This window comes from Pseudomonas sp. AC247 (genome assembly GCF_979258015.1).
Genome location: NZ_OZ409829.1, coordinates 4,604,539 through 4,622,672, shown reverse-complemented (window position 1 = coordinate 4,622,672; position 18,134 = coordinate 4,604,539). Strand labels below are relative to the sequence as shown.

Here is an 18,134-nt window from a genome sequence, read left to right as displayed (position 1 = left end):
CAACTTCCGCGAGAGAACGAACATGAAGAAACTCCCCCTCATCACCGGTCTGGCCCTCAGCCTGTTGTCCTGCGCCAGCGCGTTCGCCGCCGAGCAAACCCTGCGCATCGGCATCGAAGCCGCTTACCCACCGTTCGCCTCAAAAACCGACAAAGGCGAAATCGTCGGTTTCGACTACGACATTGGCAACGCCCTGTGCGCGCAGATGAAGGTCAAGTGCGTGTGGGTGGAAGGTGAGTTCGACGGTCTGATTCCTTCGTTGAAAGTGAAGAAGATCGACATGGCGCTGTCGTCGATGACCATCAACGAAGACCGCAAGAAGTCGGTGGATTTCACCCACAAGTACTACTTCACTTCGTCGCGCCTGGTGATGAAGGAAGGCGCCAGCGTTGATGATCAGTACGCCAGCCTCAAGGGCAAGAACGTCGGCGTGCAGCGCGCGACCACCACCGATCGTTACGCCACCGAGGTGTTCGAGCCGAAGGGCATCAACGTCAAGCGCTACAGCAACAACGAAGAGATCTACATGGACCTGGCGGCGGGGCGGCTCGATGCGATCTTTGCCGACACCATTCCGCTGAATGACTTTTTGTCGATGCCGCGTGGCAAGGGCTATGCGTTTGTCGGGCCTGAGTTGAAGGATCCGAAGTACGTCGGCGAGGGCGCGGGGATTGCGGTGCGCAAGGGCAATACTGAATTGGTCAGCCAGTTGAATGGCGCGATTGATGGTATTCGTGCGAGTGGCGAGTACCAGAAGATTTCTGAGAAGTATTTCAAGTCCGACATTTACGGCGACTGATAGTCCGTCATCGCTGGCAAGCCAGCTCCCACAGTGATTGAGTCGTACACAGATGTTGTGTGCAACAAAAAAACTGTGGGAGCTGGCTTGCCAGCGATGGGGCCGGTTCAATCACCGCAAATCTCTAGCCCTTCATTTCCTTCAGGTGTTTGTACACCGTCGCCCGCCCCATGTTCAGCACATTGGCCACATAGTTCGAGGCACTCTTGCCCTTGAACGCGCCCTCGGCGTGCAGTGCCAGCACCAGTTCACGTTTGTGATCGCGGGTCAGCACATTCAAGCTCAACTGCCGCTCGCGCAGCCAGGCGTGGAGAAAGGTGTTGATGCGTTCCTGCCAGTCATCGCGAAACAGTGAATCCGGTTGCGGGATCAGCTTGCTCGGCGAGAGGAACAGGTCCAGCGCCGCCTTGGCATTCTCGAACAGCGAAATATTCAGATTGATGCACAGCACCGCCAGCGGCAGACCTTCGCTGTCGCGCAGGACGCTGCTCAGGCTGCGAATCTTCTGACCGTCCCAATTGAGCTTTTCGTACGGGCCAATGTTCCTGTCGCTGACATCCTCGCTGAGCATGTCTTCCAGTGACGAGTCGTCGCCGATCTCGCGTTTCGACAGGTTGTTGGCGATGTAGTCGACCTTCTGCGTGCGCAGGTCGTGCAGCACCACTTCGGCGTGGGGAAAAAACAGCGTGGCGATGGCGTCGGCGATGGCGCGGAAGTTATCCAGCGCTGGATCGAATTCGGGGGCGGTCATGACAGTGGAGCTCCAGGCAGCGTCAGCGCCCCCGTGATCAGGGGGCGCTGGGAGTGTGCCGCAATCCGTTGGGCGCGTCATCCGGGGGGACGATCAGGCGAGGCGGGCAGGGGAGAGCATGGCGCTGCTCAGGCCGAAGTTGCGCAAGTGCTCGGGCAAAGGCTCGCCGCGCACCAGTGCAGCGCTGGCCTGGCCCATCGCCGGCGATGTCTGAATGCCGTAGCCGCCCTGCGCCGCGACCCAGAACAGTCCGGGCACCTTCTGATCGAAACCGCTGAGCAAATCACCGTCGGCAACGAAACTGCGCAGCCCGGCCCACGTGCGGGTCGGACGGCGGATGGTCAGCGTGGTGGCTTCTTCGATCTGGTAAATGCCCATGGCGATGTCGAGTTCTTCCGGTTGCACATCGTGAGGCTCGACCGGATCGGCGTTGGCCGGCGAACCGAGGAACATGCCGGCGTCGGGCTTCATATAGAAGGACTCGTCGAGACTGACCAGCATCGGCCAGTGATGAATGTCGACGCCTTCGGGGCCGGCGAAGATGAACGCGGCACGGCGTTTCGGTTGCAGGCCCAGCGATTTGGCGCCGGCCAGTGCGCCGATCTTGTCGGCCCAGGCGCCGGCGGCGTTGATAATGACTGGCGCGCTGAAGGTCTTGCCGTTTGTTTGTACGTGCCAGAGGCCGTCGGCGTCGCGGCTCAGGCCAAGCACTTCGCAATCGGTATGGACTTCGCCGTTGTTGCGTCGGATGCCGCGCAGGTAGCCCTGATGCAGGGCGTCGGTGTCGATGTCGCTGGCGCTCGGATCGTAGATCGCGCCGTGGACTTTTTCCCGGCGCAGGATCGGCAGGCGCGCGCAGGCTTCGTCGGCAGTGAGCAACTGCATCTCAGGGACTGTGGCTTTGGCGCTGAGGTATTGGTTGTTGAGTTCGGCGGGGTCACCGGTGAAGTCGACGGTCATTTCGCCGCGTGGGGTCAGCAGCGGATGTTCGCAGAAACCGGCCGGTGGATGATCGAAAAACTCACGGCTGGCCTGGGTCAGTGCGCGCACTTGCGGTGTGCCGTAGGCGGCGGTAAACAGCGCAGCAGAACGCCCGGTGGAGTGATAGGCCGGGTGCGATTCACGTTCGAGCACGATGACTTTGCCGTGCGGCGACAGCCAGAAACCGGTGGAAGCGCCGGCAATCCCGCCGCCGATGATGATGAAATCTGCCTGGCTCATGAAAAACTCCAACGCTATCAAGGTTCTCCGGGAATCCGCCTGCGGCAGCTCCCAATTGAAATACATTCCCTGTAGGAGCTGCCGAAGGCTGCGATCTTTTGATCTTGATCTTAAAAAAACAGATCAAAAGATCGCAGCCTTCGGCAGCTCCTACAGTGGTCAGTTGTTGAGGTGGTAAACCGCATTGGCGAGGGCGATGTCTTCCAGGCCCAGGCCGATTGAGCGGAAAAACACGTGACGATCGTAATCCGGGCGCTGCACTTTCTCGCTGAGCAGGTCGGCGAGGTCACCGACGATCAAATCCTTGCTCCAGCCATGCTGTTCTGCGGCAATCAGCATTTCACCCGCCGAACCCGGCGTGGTCAGACGATAGTCGCAGAACACTTGCATCTCGTTGAGGCGCTGCGGCGGTACTTCGTGGGCGCGCGGGGCGTTGGTGCTGATCGAGGTAATCAGCGCCGGTTTGCTCAGCTCAGCCGGATCAATCACCGGCCCGGCTGACGAGGTGCAGAGCATGATCACGTCAGCCTCGGCGAGGGCGGCTTCCCGGCTGTCGGCGATCTTCAGATTGGGCGTGATGGCTTTCAACAGGGCCTGGGTCTGCGCGTCGGCGGACAGGCTTGGCGAATACAGGCTGATGCTCTGCCAGTCGCGCAACGACTTCACGTAATGCAGATGCGCCTGCGCAACCTTGCCGCTGCCGATGATCGCCAGTCGCGTGGCATTCAGCGGCGCGAGGGCGTCAACTGCCACGGCAGTGGTCGCGGCGGTGCGTGCGGTGGTCAATTCACCGGCATCGCAGAGCAGCAGCGGTTGACCGGTTTTCATCGACATCAACAGCGTCCACGCCGTCACCAATGGGCCTTGCTCGCGAACGATGTAGGGCGAAGTCTTCATGCCGTACACACCGTCTTCAGCCAGTACACCCAGATAGTTGATGAAGTCACCAGCACCCTGCGGGAATTCCACCAGTTGCTGCGCCGGTTGCACGGCGCTACCCGCAGCAAGGTCGCGAAACAGCTTGCGCAGGATCTGCGGCACATCGAGACGCGCCAACAACTCGCGGGCCTGATGCTGGTCGATCACGTAGGGCGTACTGGACATGTAGGGCTCCGGAATCTGAATATAAACTTATTAGTCTATTATGGACTTTTAGTATTCTCTCGCAAGCGTCCGATCAAATCCCGGGCGAAAAAAAAGCGCAGTCCGTTGCCGGCTGCGCTTTTCTATTAAACGTCGCTTACTGCGGACGCTTGCGCTCGACCGCACGCAACAGATGCGTCGGTGGCGTTTCACAACTGATCTTGCGACCGAGCTTCTCTTCGATGGACGGCAACTGATAAGAGTCGTCTTCTCCGGCGAAGCTGATCGACACGCCATCAGCGCCCGCGCGACCGGTACGGCCGATGCGGTGCACGTAGTCGTCCGGCACTTCCGGCAGGGTGAAGTTGATCACGTGGCTGATGCCGTCGATGTGGATGCCGCGACCGGCGACATCGGTGGCGACCAGTACGCGAATCTTGCCTTCGCGGAAACCTTCCAGGGTCTTGATGCGTTTGTGTTGCGGCACATCGCCCGACAACTGCGCAGCGTTCACACCGTCGCGCACCAGGCGCTCTTCGATGCGGCGAACTTCGTCCTTGCGGTTGGCGAAGACCATCACCCGCTCCCAGCCATTATCGTTGACCAGGTTGTAGAGCAGTTTGTACTTGTCGGCACCGGCCACGGCGTAGATGTGTTGCTCGACGTTTTCGCTGGCGACGTTGGTGACTTCGATTTCGACGATCGACGGATCGGTCGTCCATTGCTTGGCGAGGTTCATCACGTCTTCGGTGAAGGTCGCGGAGAACAGCAAGGTCTGACGCTCGGACTTCGGCGGGGTCTGGCGAATGATCTGGCGTACCTGCGGGATGAAGCCCATGTCGAGCATGCGGTCGGCTTCGTCCAGCACCATCACTTCGACCATGTCCAGGTGCACATCGCCGCGCTGGTTGAAGTCGAGCAGACGGCCCGGAGTGGCGACGAGAATGTCGCAGTGGCGCGCTTCGAGGTGCTTGAGTTGCTTGTCGAAGTCCATGCCACCGACAAACGTCATGACGTTGAGGCCGGTGTACTTGGTCAGGTCGGCAGCATCTTTGGCGATCTGCACCACCAGCTCACGGGTTGGCGCGATGATCAGCGCACGGGGTTCGCCCATGTAGCGCTCTTTCGGCGGCGGCGTCTGCAGCAGCTGGGTAATGATCGAGATCAGGAACGCGGCGGTTTTGCCGGTACCGGTCTGCGCGCGGCCAATGGCGTCTTTGCCGGCGAGGGTGAAACCCAGCACCTGGGCCTGAATCGGCGTGCAATAAGGAAAGCCCAGATCCTGGATGGCGTGCATCAGCTCTGGAGACAGCTTGAAATCGTGGAAGCGGGTTTTGCCTTCCTGTGGTTCGACAACGAAATCTTCGAGTTTCCACGGAATGACCGGCGCCTTGGGCTTCGGTTCGCGGCGTGGCTTGGCCGGTTTCGGCGCTTCGCTGCTGGCGGGTTCGGCGGCGATGGGCGCGGCCGGTGCAGGTTGCGGGTCTGGCTTCGGTGCCGCTATGGGAGCGGGGCGGTCGGCCTGTGGGGCATCGGTGCGATGACCGGGGGCGTGCGACGGCGCACTGGGAACTGGCGCGAGCTGCTCAGCCTCGCTTTTACCGAACATTTTCTTGAGTGCTTCGAGCACGGTCATCTCATCAATTGGTTAAGGAATGTACGCCGGCCAGTGTAATGCAAGAATCGGGCGCGGCGTAGTGGGATGATCAAAGGGCAGGAATTGACCGGAAAATCAGCGCAGACGCTCGCTCAACCAGACGCCGATATCGCGAATTTCCTCGGGTAACACTTCGTGCTCCATTGGGTATTCCTGCCATGTCACGGTGACACCATGGTGCTTTAAATACTCGTAAGCGCTGCGGCCCATCGAGTTCTGCACCACGTTATCGAACTGCCCGTGCAGACAAAGCACCGGAATTCGTTGCTGACTGGCGGACAATTCCAGTTCATCACTAAATGTCGGCGCATAAGTCGACAACGCCAAAACACCCCCCAACGGCCCCTGCCATTTCAGAAAAGCGCTGTGCAAGACCACTGCGCCGCCCTGGGAAAAACCGGCGAGGAAAATTCGCGAGGCGTCTATTCCGCTGGCGCGCTGCTCTTCGATCAATTCGATGATGCGATCGGCGGACGCTTCCAGCTCATCGCGGTCGATGGCGCGGGCCGGGCTCATGGCCTTGATGTCGTACCAGCTCGGCATGGCGTAGCCGCCGTTAATTGTCACTGGGCGTGTCGGCGCCTGCGGCAGCACAAAACGGGTGCTCAGCAGACTTTCCTGCAGCGCTTCGGCGACCGGCAGGAAGTCATAGCGGTCGGCGCCGAGGCCGTGCAGCCAGATCACGCAGGCGTCTGCGGGCTTAACAGGCTGAAGAATCAAGGGCTCGGTCATGGCTGCTCCAAATATGTGCGGGCGCTCTCATTAAGTGCGTGATTCGAGTGCGCGTCCGGTTGATCCGTTAAGAAGATGTCGCAAGGTTACAAGTTTTGCTATTGACCTGTCGCTCAAACGCTTCAGCGATCGGTGTGGTACGGGCTTTGCTATGGCTTCCAGCGTGCAACCGATCCCGCGCCTGGCGGTAACACTATCAGTGTACCCCTCGGGACGGGATGCAAAGAATCCGGTGATGGATGTTCGCCAATGGCCGCAACGGGCTTAGCGAACGTGAAAGGGCTACCGCCCGTTCGGCCGATTGGTGAGAAGTGAGTTGTCCATGATGTGGATTGTCTCCTACTAGACTCATAGCGAAAGTCTTACGTCGGTTGACCCCAAAAAAAGCCAACACGGGTCAACAACGCCTCAAAAGGGTGCGACTGGACTCAAGCTCCGACACAACAAGAGCAAAACTGGAGGTTTGAATGAAGATGTTGAAATCCACCCTGGCCATCGTGACTGCAGCAACAGTACTCGGTGTCAGCGGGTTCGCTCAGGCGGGTGCAACCCTGGATGCAGTGCAGAAGAAAGGTTTCGTGCAGTGTGGCGTCAGCGACGGTCTGCCGGGCTTCTCGGTACCGGACGCGACCGGCAAGATCCTCGGGATCGACGCTGACGTTTGCCGTGCTGTGGCCGCTGCCGTATTCGGCGACGCGACCAAGGTCAAGTTCAGCCAGTTGAACGCCAAGGAGCGCTTCACCGCGCTGCAATCGGGCGAGATCGACATCCTGTCGCGCAACACCACCATGACCAGTTCGCGTGACGCCGGCATGGGCCTGAAATTCCCGGGCTTCATTACCTACTACGACGGCATCGGCTTCCTGGTGAACAACAAGCTCGGCGTGAAAAGTGCCAAAGAGCTGGACGGTGCAACCATCTGCATCCAGGCCGGTACTACTACCGAGCTGAACGTTTCCGACTACTTCCGTGGCAACGGTCTGAAATACACCCCGATCACTTTCGACACCTCCGATGAAAGCGCCAAGTCGCTGGAATCCGGTCGTTGCGACGTGCTGACCTCGGACAAGTCCCAGTTGTTCGCCCAGCGTAGCAAGCTGGCCTCGCCAAAAGACTACGTGGTACTGCCGGAAACCATTTCCAAAGAACCACTGGGCCCGGTCGTACGTAATGGCGACGACGAGTGGCTGGCGATCGTGCGTTGGGTTGGCTACGCGCTGCTCAACACCGAAGAAGCCGGCATCACGTCGAAAAACGTCGAAGCCGAAGCCAAGTCGACCAAGAACCCGGACGTCGCCCGTATGCTCGGCGCTGACGGCGAATACGGCAAAGACCTGAAACTGCCGAAAGACTGGGTTGTGCAGATCGTCAAACAAGTCGGCAACTACGGCGAAATCTTCGAGAAAAACCTCGGCAAGAGCACTCCTCTGGAAATCGACCGTGGCTTGAACGCCCTGTGGAACAACGGCGGCATTCAGTACGCACCACCAGTGCGCTAATGGTTCTATCGCCCGGCGGGCCAACCGCCGGGTGATGTTCTGTTCCATTTCTTGCGGGGCACTTCATGCAAAATTCAATCGGCGCACCAAAGCAGAGGCTTAGCCTCAGCGATCCACGAGTGCGTGCGTGGTTATTCCAGATCATCACCATTGTGGCGGTGGTCTCGCTGGGCTGGTTTCTGTTCGACAACACGCAAACCAACCTGCAGCACCGGGGCATTACCTCCGGTTTCGACTTTCTGGAGCGCAGTGCCGGGTTCGGCATCGCTCAACACCTGATCGATTACACCGAAGCGGACAGTTATGCCCGCGTCTTCGTTATCGGTTTGCTCAACACCTTGTTGGTGACAGTGATCGGCGTGATTCTGGCGACGATTCTCGGCTTCATCATCGGTGTGGCGCGGCTGTCGCAGAACTGGATCATCAGCAAACTGGCGACGGTGTATGTGGAAGTTTTCCGCAACATTCCGCCGCTGCTGCAAATCCTGTTCTGGTACTTCGCGGTATTCCTGACCATGCCGGGGCCGCGCAACAGCCATAACTTCGGCGACACCTTCTTCGTCAGCAGCCGGGGCCTGAACATGCCGGCCGCCCTGGCTGCCGACGGTTTCTGGGCGTTCGTGGTCAGCATCGTGGTGGCGATCATCGGCATCGTGCTGATGTGCCGCTGGGCCAACAAGCGCTTCGAAGCGACCGGCGTGCCGTTCCACAAGTTCTGGGTAGGGCTGGCGATTCTGCTGGTGATCCCGACCTTGTGCGCACTGATCTTCGGCGCACCGCTGCACTGGGAAATGCCCGAGCTCAAAGGTTTCAACTTCGTCGGTGGCTGGGTGCTGATCCCGGAACTGCTCGCGTTGACCCTGGCCCTGACCGTGTACACCGCAGCGTTCATCGCTGAGATCGTGCGTTCGGGGATCAAGTCGGTCAGCCATGGCCAGACCGAAGCGGCGCGTTCGCTCGGCCTGCGCAACGGCCCGACCCTGCGTAAGGTGATCATCCCGCAAGCCCTGCGCGTGATCATTCCGCCGCTGACCAGCCAATACCTCAACCTGGCGAAAAACTCTTCGCTGGCGGCCGGTATCGGTTATCCGGAAATGGTTTCGCTGTTCGCCGGCACCGTGCTCAACCAGACCGGTCAGGCGATCGAGGTGATTGCCATCACCATGAGCGTGTACCTGGCGATCAGTATCAGCATTTCCCTGCTGATGAACTGGTACAACAAGCGCATTGCGCTGATCGAGCGGTAAGGAAAAGCGCATGAGTACTCATACTTTCAAACCCGACATGCCCCCACCGAACAGCAGCATCGGCGTGGTCGCATGGATGCGCGCGAACATGTTCTCCAGCTGGCTCAACACCCTGCTGACGCTGTTTGCGTTCTACCTGATCTACCTCGTCGTGCCACCGATTCTCAGTTGGGCAATCATTGATGCCAACTGGGTCGGCACCACCCGCGCCGACTGCACCAAGGACGGCGCCTGCTGGGTGTTCATTCAGCAGCGTTTCGGCCAGTTCATGTACGGCTATTACCCGGCTGAATGGCGCTGGCGCGTCGACCTGACCGTGTGGCTGGCGGTGATCGGCGTGGCGCCACTGTTCATCTCGCGTTTCCCGCGTAAAGCGGTGTACGGGCTGAGCTTCCTGGTGATCTACCCGATTGTTGCCTGGTGCCTTCTGCACGGCGGCGTGTTCGGCCTGCCACAGGTGGCGACCAGCCAATGGGGCGGCCTGATGCTGACCCTGGTGATCGCCACTGTCGGTATCGCTGGCGCCTTGCCGCTGGGGATTGTGCTGGCGCTGGGTCGACGCTCGAACATGCCGGCGATTCGGGTGGTCTGCGTGACCTTCATCGAATTCTGGCGCGGCGTGCCGTTGATCACCGTGCTGTTCATGTCCTCGGTGATGCTGCCGCTGTTCCTGCCTGAAGGCATGAACTTCGACAAGCTGCTGCGGGCGCTGATCGGCGTGATCCTGTTCCAGTCGGCCTATGTCGCTGAAGTGGTGCGCGGCGGTCTGCAAGCGATTCCCAAAGGTCAGTATGAAGCGGCTGCAGCGATGGGCCTCGGTTACTGGCGTTCGATGGGCCTGGTGATTCTGCCGCAAGCCCTGAAGCTGGTGATCCCCGGCATCGTCAACACCTTCATTGCGCTGTTCAAGGACACCAGTCTGGTGATCATCATCGGCCTGTTTGACCTGCTCAACAGCGTCAAGCAAGCCGCTGCCGATCCGAAATGGCTGGGCATGGCCACCGAAGGCTACGTGTTCGCCGCCCTGGTGTTCTGGATTTTCTGTTTTGGTATGTCGCGCTATTCCATGCATCTGGAACGCAAGCTCGACACTGGCCACAAGCGTTAGGAGTTCTCTGTAAATGAGCGAAGCAATCAAAAAGCCAGTGGGCCCTGAAGGCATTATTCAGATGCAGGGCGTCAACAAGTGGTACGGCCAGTTCCACGTGCTGAAAGACATCAACCTCAACGTCAAACAAGGCGAGCGTATCGTCCTGTGCGGCCCGTCGGGTTCCGGTAAATCGACGACGATTCGTTGCCTCAATCGTCTGGAAGAACACCAGCAGGGCCGCATCGTCGTCGACGGCGTGGAACTGACCAACGACCTCAAGCAGATCGAAGCGATCCGCCGCGAAGTCGGCATGGTGTTCCAGCACTTCAACCTGTTCCCGCACCTGACCATTTTGCAGAACTGTACCTTGGCGCCGATGTGGGTACGCAAGATGCCCAAGCGCAAGGCCGAGGAAATCGCCATGCATTACCTGGAGCGCGTACGCATTCCGGAGCAGGCGCACAAATTCCCGGGGCAATTGTCCGGCGGTCAGCAGCAGCGTGTGGCGATTGCCCGCGCCCTGTGCATGAAACCGAAAATCATGCTGTTCGATGAACCGACTTCAGCGCTCGATCCGGAGATGGTGAAAGAGGTGCTCGACACTATGATCGGCCTGGCTGAAGACGGCATGACCATGCTCTGCGTGACTCACGAAATGGGCTTCGCCCGGACCGTGGCGAACCGCGTGATCTTCATGGACAAGGGCGAAATCGTTGAGCAAGCTGCGCCGAATGACTTCTTCGATAATCCGCAGAATGAGCGGACGAAGTTGTTCTTGAGTCAGATTTTGCATTGATGGTTTGTGTGTAGATCAAACCCGGCCTTGTGCCGGGTTTGTTTTTTGGGGTCAGGAGACGGTGAGGGTTTCGTGTTCTTTGTGAACGGTGTGCTTGAAACCGCGCAGGTCTGCGCCTTCAGCCAAGGTCTGGATATCGACGAGCATGTAGGGATGTCGATCCAGCAAACGCATCAGCAGCACCAATGCTTTGGGTGGAAGTAACTCACCGCGCTCGTAACGAGAGAACGCGTTATGCCCGCCACCAGAGAGCAATTGCACCGTCTCTTTTTGCGTCAGGTGCAATTTGCGTCGAATGCGTTTCATCTCGGCGCCGATCATTTGTCTGGCAGCGAGAACCAGCTCGTCACCGGCGTCGCAGTACCGCTGTGCACTATCGCTGTCGAAATCCCATTCCACTTCACCGCACTTCTGGCACTCCCAACCGGACAGATCGTCTACTCGGCGCTCCATGCCTTTGACACTCAGGGTTTCTCCGCGACCCTGAAAATGTCTCATTCCCTCACGTGCACCGCAGCTGACACATTGCTGGGTTTTCATGGGTTTTTCTCCTTGAAAGAGATTACCGGTGGGCTGCCGCCGGGGCGGTAGGTCACCTTGATGTAAATCTCCTGATCTCGTGAATTGATGTGATACACGTCTTGCCAGATTCGATGATCGTCATAAGTAGTCATCGATTTGTACAGCATCCTGGTTTGCAGCTCGAAGACGATCTCTAGCATTTCGCTGAGGTTGAAGCCGATCTTCTCAGCTGATTTGACCGAAGTTTTGGTGAAAGCTTTTTGACCTAACCGCCTGACCTCAGCCTTGATCACCGCCAGCTCATAATGGGGCGTGTTCTTTTCCATAAGAAACCAAAACCCTGTCCCTGAAATTACCCTTAAAGGGTAATTTTCACCAATCGAAAATACCGCTTCATGTGTCTCCGATTGACCCTAGGTGGTTGCCGTCCTACACGGGTCTGACTAACATGTCAGAAAATTCATCCTATGATTGGATGAAAGGGCGAATCCTATGTCAGACATTTTTCCACTCATCAAGCGATCCTTGGTCGATCAGGCCCTGGATCAGCTCCGTCAGCGCATCAACAGCGGTGCCTGGGAGGTTGGCGAGCGTTTACCAACCGAACCCGAGCTGTGCGCCGAGCTCGGCATCAGCCGCAACACGGTGCGTGAAGCCATGCGCGTGCTGGCGTTTTCCGGATTGATCGAGATTCGCCAGGGCGATGGCAGTTACCTGCGCGCGTTGGTCGACCCGCTCGATACGCTGAAAGCGTTGTCGCGCTGCTCGCTGGAGCAGGCACGGGAAACCCGGCACATCCTTGAAGTCGAGGCCATTGGCCTGGCGGCGTTGCGGCGTACCGACGAAGACCTTGTCGCATTGCGCGAAGCATTGGGCACCAGCGGCAGTCACTACCACGGCGACCTCGACACCTTCATCGCTTGCGATCTGGTGTTCCACCGCCGCTTGGTCGACGCCGCGCACAACCCGGCCCTCAGCGAGCTGTACGGCTATTTCTCCAGCATCGTCGGCGCGCAGTTGCGCCAGACCCTGAACATCGTCCCGCGCCGTCAGGAAGTGTTCGACCTGCACATCGAGTTGCTCGATGCGGTCGAACAACGCGACCCGGAGCGGGCCAAAGCCTTGTCGAGGCAGTTGATCAATGAACCTTGAAACCGAGAAATCCATGTCCCGCAGTGAGATATCCACAACCCCGAAACGCACGGCTGAGCTTGAAGAGCTGCTGATCGACGCCGAGGCCGATGACGAGCAAGTGCAACAAAGCCATCCGCTGGTCCGCCGCCCGTGGCTGTTGTTGCTGGGTCTGATTCTGGTCGCGCTGAATTTGCGCCCGGCGCTGTCGAGCATGGCGCCGCTGCTCAGCGAAGTGTCGAAAAGCCTCGGCTTGTCGGCGGCGCAAGCCGGTTTGCTGACCACGCTGCCGGTGCTGTGCCTGGGTTTGTTCGCGCCGCTGGCGCCGATTCTGGCAAGACGTTTTGGCGCCGAACGCGTGGTGCTGGGAATCCTGCTGACACTGGCTTGCGGCATCATTTTGCGCAGCAGCTTTGGTGAAATCGGTTTGTTCGCCGGCAGCGTACTGGGCGGTGCCAGTATCGGCATCGTCGGCGTATTGCTGCCGGGCATCGTCAAACGCGACTTCGCCAAGCACGCCGGCACCATGACCGGCGTCTACACCATGGCCCTGTGCCTGGGCGCGGCAATGGCGGCGGGTACGAGTGTGCCGTTGAGTGAACATTTTGGCGGCGACTGGACAATTGGCCTGGGCTTCTGGGTCATCCCGGCGCTGGTGGCGGCGTTGTTCTGGCTGCCGCAGGTCGGCCAGAAACACGGCGCACACAATGTCGCCTATCGCGTGCGCGGTCTGCTGCGTGATCCGCTGGCCTGGCAGGTGACCTTGTACATGGGCCTGCAATCGTCGCTGGCCTACATCGTGTTCGGCTGGTTGCCGTCGATCCTCATCGGTCGCGGCCTGACGCCAACTCAAGCGGGTCTGGTGCTGTCCGGCTCGGTGATCATCCAGCTCGCCAGTTCGCTCGCTGCACCGTGGCTGGCGACACGCGGCAAGGATCAGCGTCTGGCGATCGTCGTGGTGATGGCGCTGACCCTTGGCGGTCTGTTCGGCTGTCTCTATGCACCGATCGAAGGCTTGTGGGGCTGGGCGATACTGCTGGGTCTGGGGCAGGGCGGGACGTTCAGTCTGGCGTTGACCTTGATCGTGCTGCGTTCGCGTGACTCACATGTCGCGGCGAACCTGTCGAGCATGTCTCAGGGTTTCGGTTACACGCTGGCGTCGATGGGGCCGTTCGCGGTCGGCGTGGTGCATGACTGGACCGGCGGCTGGAATGCGGTGGGCTGGATCTTTGGCATCATTGGCACAGGCGCGATCATCGCCGGGCTTGGCGCCGGGCGTGCGCTGTACGTGCAAGTGCAAAGCGAGCGAATCTGACCCCTGTAGGAGCTGCGGCACGCTGCGATCTTTTGATTTTTATCCTTGGTAAATCAACATTAAAAGATCGCAGCGTGCCGCAGCTCCTACGGGGTTTTGTGGGTTGCCGTATTCGGTTTACGAATGCCGATAGTGTTTCTTCGCTTTGCAGATTATCGTGCTGGCAATCTGTACCTCTTTTGGAGATTGCCCATGAGTGAAGTCCACGCCGCGTTGATCACCCGGTTCTACGAAGCCTTCCAGCGTCTGGATGCCGAAGGCATGGCCGCGTGCTACACCGATGACGTGGTGTTCAGCGACCCGGCCTTCGGCGAACTGCGCGGGCGCGATGCCGGCGACATGTGGCGCATGCTCACCACCCGCGCCAAGGACTTCTCGCTGACCTTCGACAACGTCCGCGCCGATGAGCGCAGCGGCGGCGCGCATTGGGTCGCGACCTACCTGTTCAGTCAGACCGGCAACATTGTCATCAACGATATCCAGGCCCGTTTCGTCTTCCGTGACGGCAAGATCTGCGAGCACCACGATCACTTCGATCTGTGGCGCTGGTCGCGTCAGGCCCTGGGTTTCAAAGGCCTGCTGCTCGGCTGGACGCCGCTGGTGCGCAACGCCGTGCGGGCGCAGGCACTGAAGGGACTGAAGGCATTTCAGGCCGGTCGCTGATAAGATCGCGACCTGTTTCCTACACGTCTTGATCCCGAAGTGACCAGCCTTAGCGAAAAATCTGTCGATGTTGCCGAACCGGTGAGCAAGTCCTGGTTCGTCTACCTCGTTCGTGCGGCCAACGGCTCGTTGTACTGCGGGATCAGCGACGATCCCGTGCGTCGTTTCGCCAAGCACCAGAGCGGCAAGGGCGCGCGCTTCTTCCTTTCCAGCCCGGCCATGGCATTGGTGTATACCGAACTTTGTCGCGACAAGAGCGACGCCTTGCGCCAGGAACGGTTGATCAAGAAGCTGCGCAAGAGCGCCAAGGAATGCCTGGTTGCGTCTTATCAATCTGACTGATCGGTTCCCATCAGCCAGATCTGTAGGCTGCTAACAAAATGCGCGCTAAGCTGCCGACTCACTATCTGAGCGGCGGAGCCGAGCATGTCCGAGTTGATTCTCCATCATTACCCGACCTCTCCATTTGCCGAGAAGGCCCGCCTGCTGTTGGGGTTCAAGGGCTTGTCCTGGCGCTCGGTGCATATCTCGCCGGTGATGCCAAAACCTGATCTGACTGCCCTGACCGGCGGCTATCGCAAGACCCCGGTGCTGCAGATCGGCGCTGATATCTATTGCGACACTTCCTTGATCGCGCGTCGACTGGAGCAGGAAAAGGCGTTGCCGGCGTTCTTCCCCGAAGGTCAGGAGTTCACCAGCGCAAGTTTTGCCACTTGGGCTGATTCGGTGGTGTTTCAGCATGCCGTGAGTCTGGTGTTCCAGCCGGAATCGGTTGCCGTGCGTTTCGCCAAGCTGCCACCGGAAGCGATCAAGGCGTTTATCGCCGACCGTGCAGGCCTGTTCTCAGGTGGCAGTGCCACGCGTTTGTCCGCCGAACAGGCCAAGCACCAATGGCCGACGATCATGGCGCGTCTGGAGCAGCAGTTGCAGCGCGAACAGGGCGACTACCTGTTCGGCGAGCCGTCGATAGCCGACTTCGCGCTGGCGCATCCGATGTGGTTCCTCAAGGCCACGCACGTCACGGCGCCGCTGGTGGATGAGTATCCGGCGGTTTCTGCGTGGTTGAATCGAGTGCTGGGCTTTGGTCATGGCGCGGCGAGTGCGATGACCTCGGAAGAGGCGCTGGAGGTGGCGCGTAACGCGACCCCGGCGGCATTGCCGGATGAGCAGTTCGTTGACCCAAACGGGTTCAAGGCTGGCCAGCAGGTGGCAATTGCCGCGACCGATTACGGGGTTGATCCGGTGGTGGGTGAGCTGCTGTTTGCCGGTCGCGAAGAGCTGATCATTCGTCGTGAAGACGAGCGTGGCGGCGTGGTGCACGTGCACTTCCCGCGCTTCGGCTTCCGCATCGAGGCTCGCTAAAAGCAAAAGATCGCAGCCTGCGGCAGCTCCTACATATGTCTCATGTAGGAGCTGCCGCAGGCTGCGATCTTTTGATCTTGCTGTTATTTCAGAGCGGCGAGAATCTCGTCCGGGTCGAACCCACGAATCAACGTGCCGTTGACGTCGATCAACGGGATCCCCCGTCCACCCAATGCCTCATACGCCTTGCGCGCCTCGGCATCCTTCTCGATGTCGAACTCCTTGAACGCAATCCCCTTGCTGTCGAGAAAACGCTTGGTCTGTTTGCAGTAGCCGCACCAGTCGGTGGCGTAGAGCACGACGTTGGCCTGCGCCCGCGTCTGCTCGGCAACCATTTGTGACGGATTGAACACCCGCTCGATCTTGCCCCAGTTCTGATAAACCACGACCACCAGCAGAACCAGCGCGACCTTCTTCAGCACATTGCCGAGCATCAGTTGCGCCGCTTCAGCTGATCGGTGAGCGACGTCGGCAAACCTTTGATCACCAGGGTGCCAGCCTCTTCGTCGTACTCGATCTTCGAGCCCAGCAGGTGCGCTTCAAAGCTGATCGACAGGCCCTCGGCGCGGCCGGTAAAGCGGCGGAATTGATTGAGGGTGCGTTTGTCCGCCGGAATCTCTGGCGACAGGCCGTAGTCCTTGTTGCGGATGTGATCGTAGAAAGCTTTCGGGCGCTCTTCGTCGATCAACTCGGAGAGTTCTTCCAGGCCCATCGGCTCGCCAAGTTTGGCCTGGCTGCTGGCGTAATCGACCAGGGTCTTGGTTTTCTCGCGGGCCGACTCTTCCGGCAGGTCTTCGCTTTCGACGAAATCGCTGAAGGCCTTGAGCAACGTGCGTGTCTCGCCCGGGCCGTCGACGCCTTCCTGGCAACCGATGAAGTCGCGGAAGTACTCCGAAACCTTTTTGCCGTTCTTGCCCTTGATGAACGAGATGTACTGCTTGGACTGCTTGTTGTTCTGCCACTCGGAGACGTTGATGCGCGCCGCCAGGTGCAACTGGCCGAGGTCGAGGTGGCGCGACGGGGTCACGTCCAGCTCGTCGGTCACCGCCACGCCTTCGCTGTGGTGCAGCAGGGCGATAGCGAGGTAATCGGTCATGCCTTGCTGATAGTGGGCGAACAGTACGTGACCGCCGACCGACAGGTTCGACTCTTCCATCAGCTTTTGCAGGTGCTCGACCGCAACTTTGCTGAACGCGGTGAAGTCCTGGCCGCCTTCCATGTATTCCTTCAGCCAGCCGCTGAACGGGAACGCGCCGGATTCCGGATGGAACAGACCCCAGGCTTTGCCCTGTTTGGCGTTATAGCTTTCGTTGAGGTCGGCGAGCATGTTCTCGATGGCTGCAGACTCGGCCAGTTCGGTGTCACGGGCGTGCAGAACTGCGGGCGTGCCGTCGGGTTTTTTGTCGATCAGGTGGACGATGCAATGTCGGATCGGCATGGGCTTCTCGGCTGTTGGAAGGGAGGAGGGCAGGCTCCCCCGAAAAAGCGCTCAGTGTACCCGATTCTCAGCACAGGCCTCCTGTAGGAGCTGCCGCAGGCTGCGATCTTTTGATCTTGTTTTTTTCAAAAGCCAAATCAAAAGATCGCCGCCTGCGGCAGCTCCTACATAACCGGGGAAACTGCGTTGGCGGCAGCGTAAACGGGGGGTTGTAGGGCAAAACCGGGGCGTGCGAACGGGCTTATGCAGTTTTTTACCGATTTAGAGCAATAAAGCTGACCAAATGGGTAGCTAGAGGCGGATATTTCCCCGTCTCTGTGCTAGTTTTGCCCGGTCTTACGCGAAGTCACTGCGTTAAGCGTGCAATCAGCATTTGTCAGGTCGAACCAAACCCTGATTTCGGCATCTATAACCCGACTCGTCGTGGTTATCGCCGAGGGTGCCAGATCCAGAAGATCGGGCTCGATGGCTGACACTGCACTCTGCAATCCATATGAATTTGATAGGGAAGGAACACTACATGGCTCTTACTAAAGACCAACTGATCGCCGACATCGCTGAAGCTATCGACGCGCCGAAAACCACCGCGCGTAACGCTCTGGACCAACTGGGCCAAATCGTTGCCGATCAGCTGGAAAACGGCGGCGAAATCACCTTGCCTGGTATCGGCAAGCTGAAAGTGACCGAGCGTCCTGCCCGCACTGGCCGTAACCCTTCGACTGGCGCTGCCATCGAAATCCCTGCGAAGAAAGTGATCAAGCTGGTTGTGGCCAAAGGCCTGACCGACGCTGTGAACAAGTAAGACGCAGCAATAAAAAACCGTGCACC

20 protein-coding genes are annotated in these 18,134 nt (G+C 59.2%); 11 read left to right on the top strand and 9 right to left on the bottom strand.

Translation table 11 applies throughout. The features are described from left to right. Positions 1–22: 22 nt before the first annotated feature. Complete coding sequence (locus tag ACZZ0B_RS21085) at positions 23–799, top strand: ABC transporter substrate-binding protein (protein ID WP_463546155.1); 777 nt, start codon at positions 23–25, stop codon at positions 797–799. 124 nt (positions 800–923) lie between these two features. On the opposite strand, the gene ACZZ0B_RS21080 is transcribed toward ACZZ0B_RS21085, so the two are convergent. The 5 genes from ACZZ0B_RS21080 to ACZZ0B_RS21060 all read right to left on the bottom strand — a co-directional run bounded on the left by ACZZ0B_RS21080 (position 924) and on the right by ACZZ0B_RS21060 (position 6,243). Then, positions 924–1,550: a helix-turn-helix transcriptional regulator gene (locus ACZZ0B_RS21080; RefSeq protein ID WP_064393297.1), complete on the bottom strand. Its 627-nt coding sequence runs from the start codon at positions 1,548–1,550 to the stop codon at positions 924–926. A 93-nt stretch (positions 1,551–1,643) separates the two neighbouring features. Further along, complete coding sequence (locus ACZZ0B_RS21075; RefSeq protein ID WP_440093351.1) at positions 1,644–2,771, bottom strand: NAD(P)/FAD-dependent oxidoreductase; 1,128 nt, start codon at positions 2,769–2,771, stop codon at positions 1,644–1,646. A gap of 159 nt (positions 2,772–2,930) precedes the next feature. After that, on the bottom strand, positions 2,931–3,875 hold the full coding sequence (locus ACZZ0B_RS21070; RefSeq protein WP_463546154.1) for an ornithine cyclodeaminase family protein: 945 nt from the start codon (positions 3,873–3,875) through the stop codon (positions 2,931–2,933). A gap of 136 nt (positions 3,876–4,011) precedes the next feature. Further along, positions 4,012–5,490: an ATP-dependent RNA helicase RhlB gene (gene rhlB / locus ACZZ0B_RS21065; RefSeq protein WP_008080196.1), complete on the bottom strand. Its 1,479-nt coding sequence runs from the start codon at positions 5,488–5,490 to the stop codon at positions 4,012–4,014. Between the two features lie 96 nt (positions 5,491–5,586). Beyond that, entirely contained in the window at positions 5,587–6,243 is a 657-nt protein-coding gene (locus tag ACZZ0B_RS21060; RefSeq protein WP_008080194.1) for an alpha/beta hydrolase, read from the bottom strand. Positions 6,244–6,710: 467 nt separating this feature from the next. Between ACZZ0B_RS21060 and ACZZ0B_RS21055 the strand changes: the two genes are divergently transcribed. The 4 genes from ACZZ0B_RS21055 (at position 6,711) to ACZZ0B_RS21040 (ending at position 10,875) form a co-directional block, all read left to right on the top strand. Further along, positions 6,711–7,742, top strand: a complete 1,032-nt coding sequence (locus tag ACZZ0B_RS21055; protein ID WP_007914328.1) for an amino acid ABC transporter substrate-binding protein — start codon at positions 6,711–6,713, stop codon at positions 7,740–7,742. 65 nt (positions 7,743–7,807) lie between these two features. Continuing rightward, positions 7,808–8,989, top strand: coding sequence for an amino acid ABC transporter permease (locus ACZZ0B_RS21050; RefSeq protein WP_440093355.1), 1,182 nt, complete (start codon positions 7,808–7,810; stop codon positions 8,987–8,989). A 10-nt stretch (positions 8,990–8,999) separates the two neighbouring features. Then, positions 9,000–10,097 (top strand): amino acid ABC transporter permease, encoded by a 1,098-nt coding sequence (locus ACZZ0B_RS21045; protein ID WP_008080192.1) that lies wholly within the window; start codon positions 9,000–9,002, stop codon positions 10,095–10,097. Positions 10,098–10,110: 13 nt separating this feature from the next. After that, positions 10,111–10,875: an amino acid ABC transporter ATP-binding protein gene (locus ACZZ0B_RS21040; protein ID WP_008080191.1), complete on the top strand. Its 765-nt coding sequence runs from the start codon at positions 10,111–10,113 to the stop codon at positions 10,873–10,875. Positions 10,876–10,926: 51 nt separating this feature from the next. Here ACZZ0B_RS21040 and ACZZ0B_RS21035 read toward each other — a convergent pair whose 3' ends face one another. Next, positions 10,927–11,415 (bottom strand): type II toxin-antitoxin system MqsA family antitoxin, encoded by a 489-nt coding sequence (locus ACZZ0B_RS21035; protein ID WP_212549659.1) that lies wholly within the window; start codon positions 11,413–11,415, stop codon positions 10,927–10,929. Then, complete coding sequence (locus ACZZ0B_RS21030; protein WP_463546153.1) at positions 11,412–11,723, bottom strand: type II toxin-antitoxin system MqsR family toxin; 312 nt, start codon at positions 11,721–11,723, stop codon at positions 11,412–11,414. Before ACZZ0B_RS21030 ends, ACZZ0B_RS21035 begins: the two co-directional genes overlap by 4 nt. Before the next feature lie 166 nt (positions 11,724–11,889). Here ACZZ0B_RS21030 and ACZZ0B_RS21025 point away from each other — a divergent pair, with 166 nt between their 5' ends. The 5 genes from ACZZ0B_RS21025 to ACZZ0B_RS21005 all read left to right on the top strand — a co-directional run bounded on the left by ACZZ0B_RS21025 (position 11,890) and on the right by ACZZ0B_RS21005 (position 15,868). After that, complete coding sequence (locus ACZZ0B_RS21025) at positions 11,890–12,549, top strand: FadR/GntR family transcriptional regulator (protein ID WP_463546152.1); 660 nt, start codon at positions 11,890–11,892, stop codon at positions 12,547–12,549. Next, entirely contained in the window at positions 12,539–13,843 is a 1,305-nt protein-coding gene (locus tag ACZZ0B_RS21020) for a CynX/NimT family MFS transporter (RefSeq protein ID WP_440093359.1), read from the top strand. Before ACZZ0B_RS21025 ends, ACZZ0B_RS21020 begins: the two co-directional genes overlap by 11 nt. A 192-nt stretch (positions 13,844–14,035) precedes the next feature. Beyond that, positions 14,036–14,506: a nuclear transport factor 2 family protein gene (locus ACZZ0B_RS21015; protein WP_440093360.1), complete on the top strand. Its 471-nt coding sequence runs from the start codon at positions 14,036–14,038 to the stop codon at positions 14,504–14,506. Positions 14,507–14,545: 39 nt separating this feature from the next. Then, entirely contained in the window at positions 14,546–14,848 is a 303-nt protein-coding gene (locus ACZZ0B_RS21010) for a GIY-YIG nuclease family protein (protein WP_008083651.1), read from the top strand. Positions 14,849–14,932: 84 nt separating this feature from the next. Beyond that, positions 14,933–15,868: a glutathione S-transferase family protein gene (locus ACZZ0B_RS21005; protein ID WP_008083650.1), complete on the top strand. Its 936-nt coding sequence runs from the start codon at positions 14,933–14,935 to the stop codon at positions 15,866–15,868. 83 nt (positions 15,869–15,951) lie between these two features. Here ACZZ0B_RS21005 and ACZZ0B_RS21000 read toward each other — a convergent pair whose 3' ends face one another. Further along, positions 15,952–16,302, bottom strand: a complete 351-nt coding sequence (locus ACZZ0B_RS21000; RefSeq protein ID WP_008083649.1) for a glutaredoxin family protein — start codon at positions 16,300–16,302, stop codon at positions 15,952–15,954. After that, complete coding sequence (gene yejK / locus ACZZ0B_RS20995) at positions 16,302–17,306, bottom strand: nucleoid-associated protein YejK (RefSeq protein ID WP_440093362.1); 1,005 nt, start codon at positions 17,304–17,306, stop codon at positions 16,302–16,304. The genes ACZZ0B_RS21000 and yejK overlap by 1 nt, the downstream gene beginning before the upstream one ends. A gap of 520 nt (positions 17,307–17,826) precedes the next feature. On the opposite strand from yejK, the gene ACZZ0B_RS20990 reads away from it, so the two are divergent. Further along, positions 17,827–18,108 carry an HU family DNA-binding protein gene (locus ACZZ0B_RS20990; protein ID WP_003221909.1) on the top strand — a complete coding sequence of 94 codons (282 nt, stop codon included), beginning with the start codon at positions 17,827–17,829 and terminating at the stop codon, positions 18,106–18,108. The last annotated feature ends 26 nt before the right edge of the window (positions 18,109–18,134 follow it).

Excerpts from the sequence above, each read along its gene's own strand:
- ACZZ0B_RS20990 (WP_003221909.1), top strand. The coding sequence starts at position 17,827 with ATGGCTCTTACTAAAGACCAACTGATCGCCGACATCGCTGAAGCTATC.
- yejK (WP_440093362.1), bottom strand. The coding sequence starts at position 17,306 with ATGCCGATCCGACATTGCATCGTCCACCTGATCGACAAAAAACCCGAC.
- ACZZ0B_RS21060 (WP_008080194.1), bottom strand. The coding sequence starts at position 6,243 with ATGACCGAGCCCTTGATTCTTCAGCCTGTTAAGCCCGCAGACGCCTGC.
- ACZZ0B_RS21080 (WP_064393297.1), bottom strand. The coding sequence starts at position 1,550 with ATGACCGCCCCCGAATTCGATCCAGCGCTGGATAACTTCCGCGCCATC.
- ACZZ0B_RS21035 (WP_212549659.1), bottom strand. The coding sequence starts at position 11,415 with ATGAAAACCCAGCAATGTGTCAGCTGCGGTGCACGTGAGGGAATGAGA.
- ACZZ0B_RS21000 (WP_008083649.1), bottom strand. The coding sequence starts at position 16,302 with ATGCTCGGCAATGTGCTGAAGAAGGTCGCGCTGGTTCTGCTGGTGGTC.
- rhlB (WP_008080196.1), bottom strand. The coding sequence starts at position 5,490 with ATGACCGTGCTCGAAGCACTCAAGAAAATGTTCGGTAAAAGCGAGGCT.
- ACZZ0B_RS21020 (WP_440093359.1), top strand. The coding sequence starts at position 12,539 with ATGAACCTTGAAACCGAGAAATCCATGTCCCGCAGTGAGATATCCACA.
- ACZZ0B_RS21030 (WP_463546153.1), bottom strand. The coding sequence starts at position 11,723 with ATGGAAAAGAACACGCCCCATTATGAGCTGGCGGTGATCAAGGCTGAG.
- ACZZ0B_RS21050 (WP_440093355.1), top strand. The coding sequence starts at position 7,808 with ATGCAAAATTCAATCGGCGCACCAAAGCAGAGGCTTAGCCTCAGCGAT.
- ACZZ0B_RS21015 (WP_440093360.1), top strand. The coding sequence starts at position 14,036 with ATGAGTGAAGTCCACGCCGCGTTGATCACCCGGTTCTACGAAGCCTTC.
- ACZZ0B_RS21085 (WP_463546155.1), top strand. The coding sequence starts at position 23 with ATGAAGAAACTCCCCCTCATCACCGGTCTGGCCCTCAGCCTGTTGTCC.
- ACZZ0B_RS21055 (WP_007914328.1), top strand. The coding sequence starts at position 6,711 with ATGAAGATGTTGAAATCCACCCTGGCCATCGTGACTGCAGCAACAGTA.
- ACZZ0B_RS21045 (WP_008080192.1), top strand. The coding sequence starts at position 9,000 with ATGAGTACTCATACTTTCAAACCCGACATGCCCCCACCGAACAGCAGC.
- ACZZ0B_RS21005 (WP_008083650.1), top strand. The coding sequence starts at position 14,933 with ATGTCCGAGTTGATTCTCCATCATTACCCGACCTCTCCATTTGCCGAG.
- ACZZ0B_RS21025 (WP_463546152.1), top strand. The coding sequence starts at position 11,890 with ATGTCAGACATTTTTCCACTCATCAAGCGATCCTTGGTCGATCAGGCC.
- ACZZ0B_RS21070 (WP_463546154.1), bottom strand. The coding sequence starts at position 3,875 with ATGTCCAGTACGCCCTACGTGATCGACCAGCATCAGGCCCGCGAGTTG.
- ACZZ0B_RS21075 (WP_440093351.1), bottom strand. The coding sequence starts at position 2,771 with ATGAGCCAGGCAGATTTCATCATCATCGGCGGCGGGATTGCCGGCGCT.
- ACZZ0B_RS21040 (WP_008080191.1), top strand. The coding sequence starts at position 10,111 with ATGAGCGAAGCAATCAAAAAGCCAGTGGGCCCTGAAGGCATTATTCAG.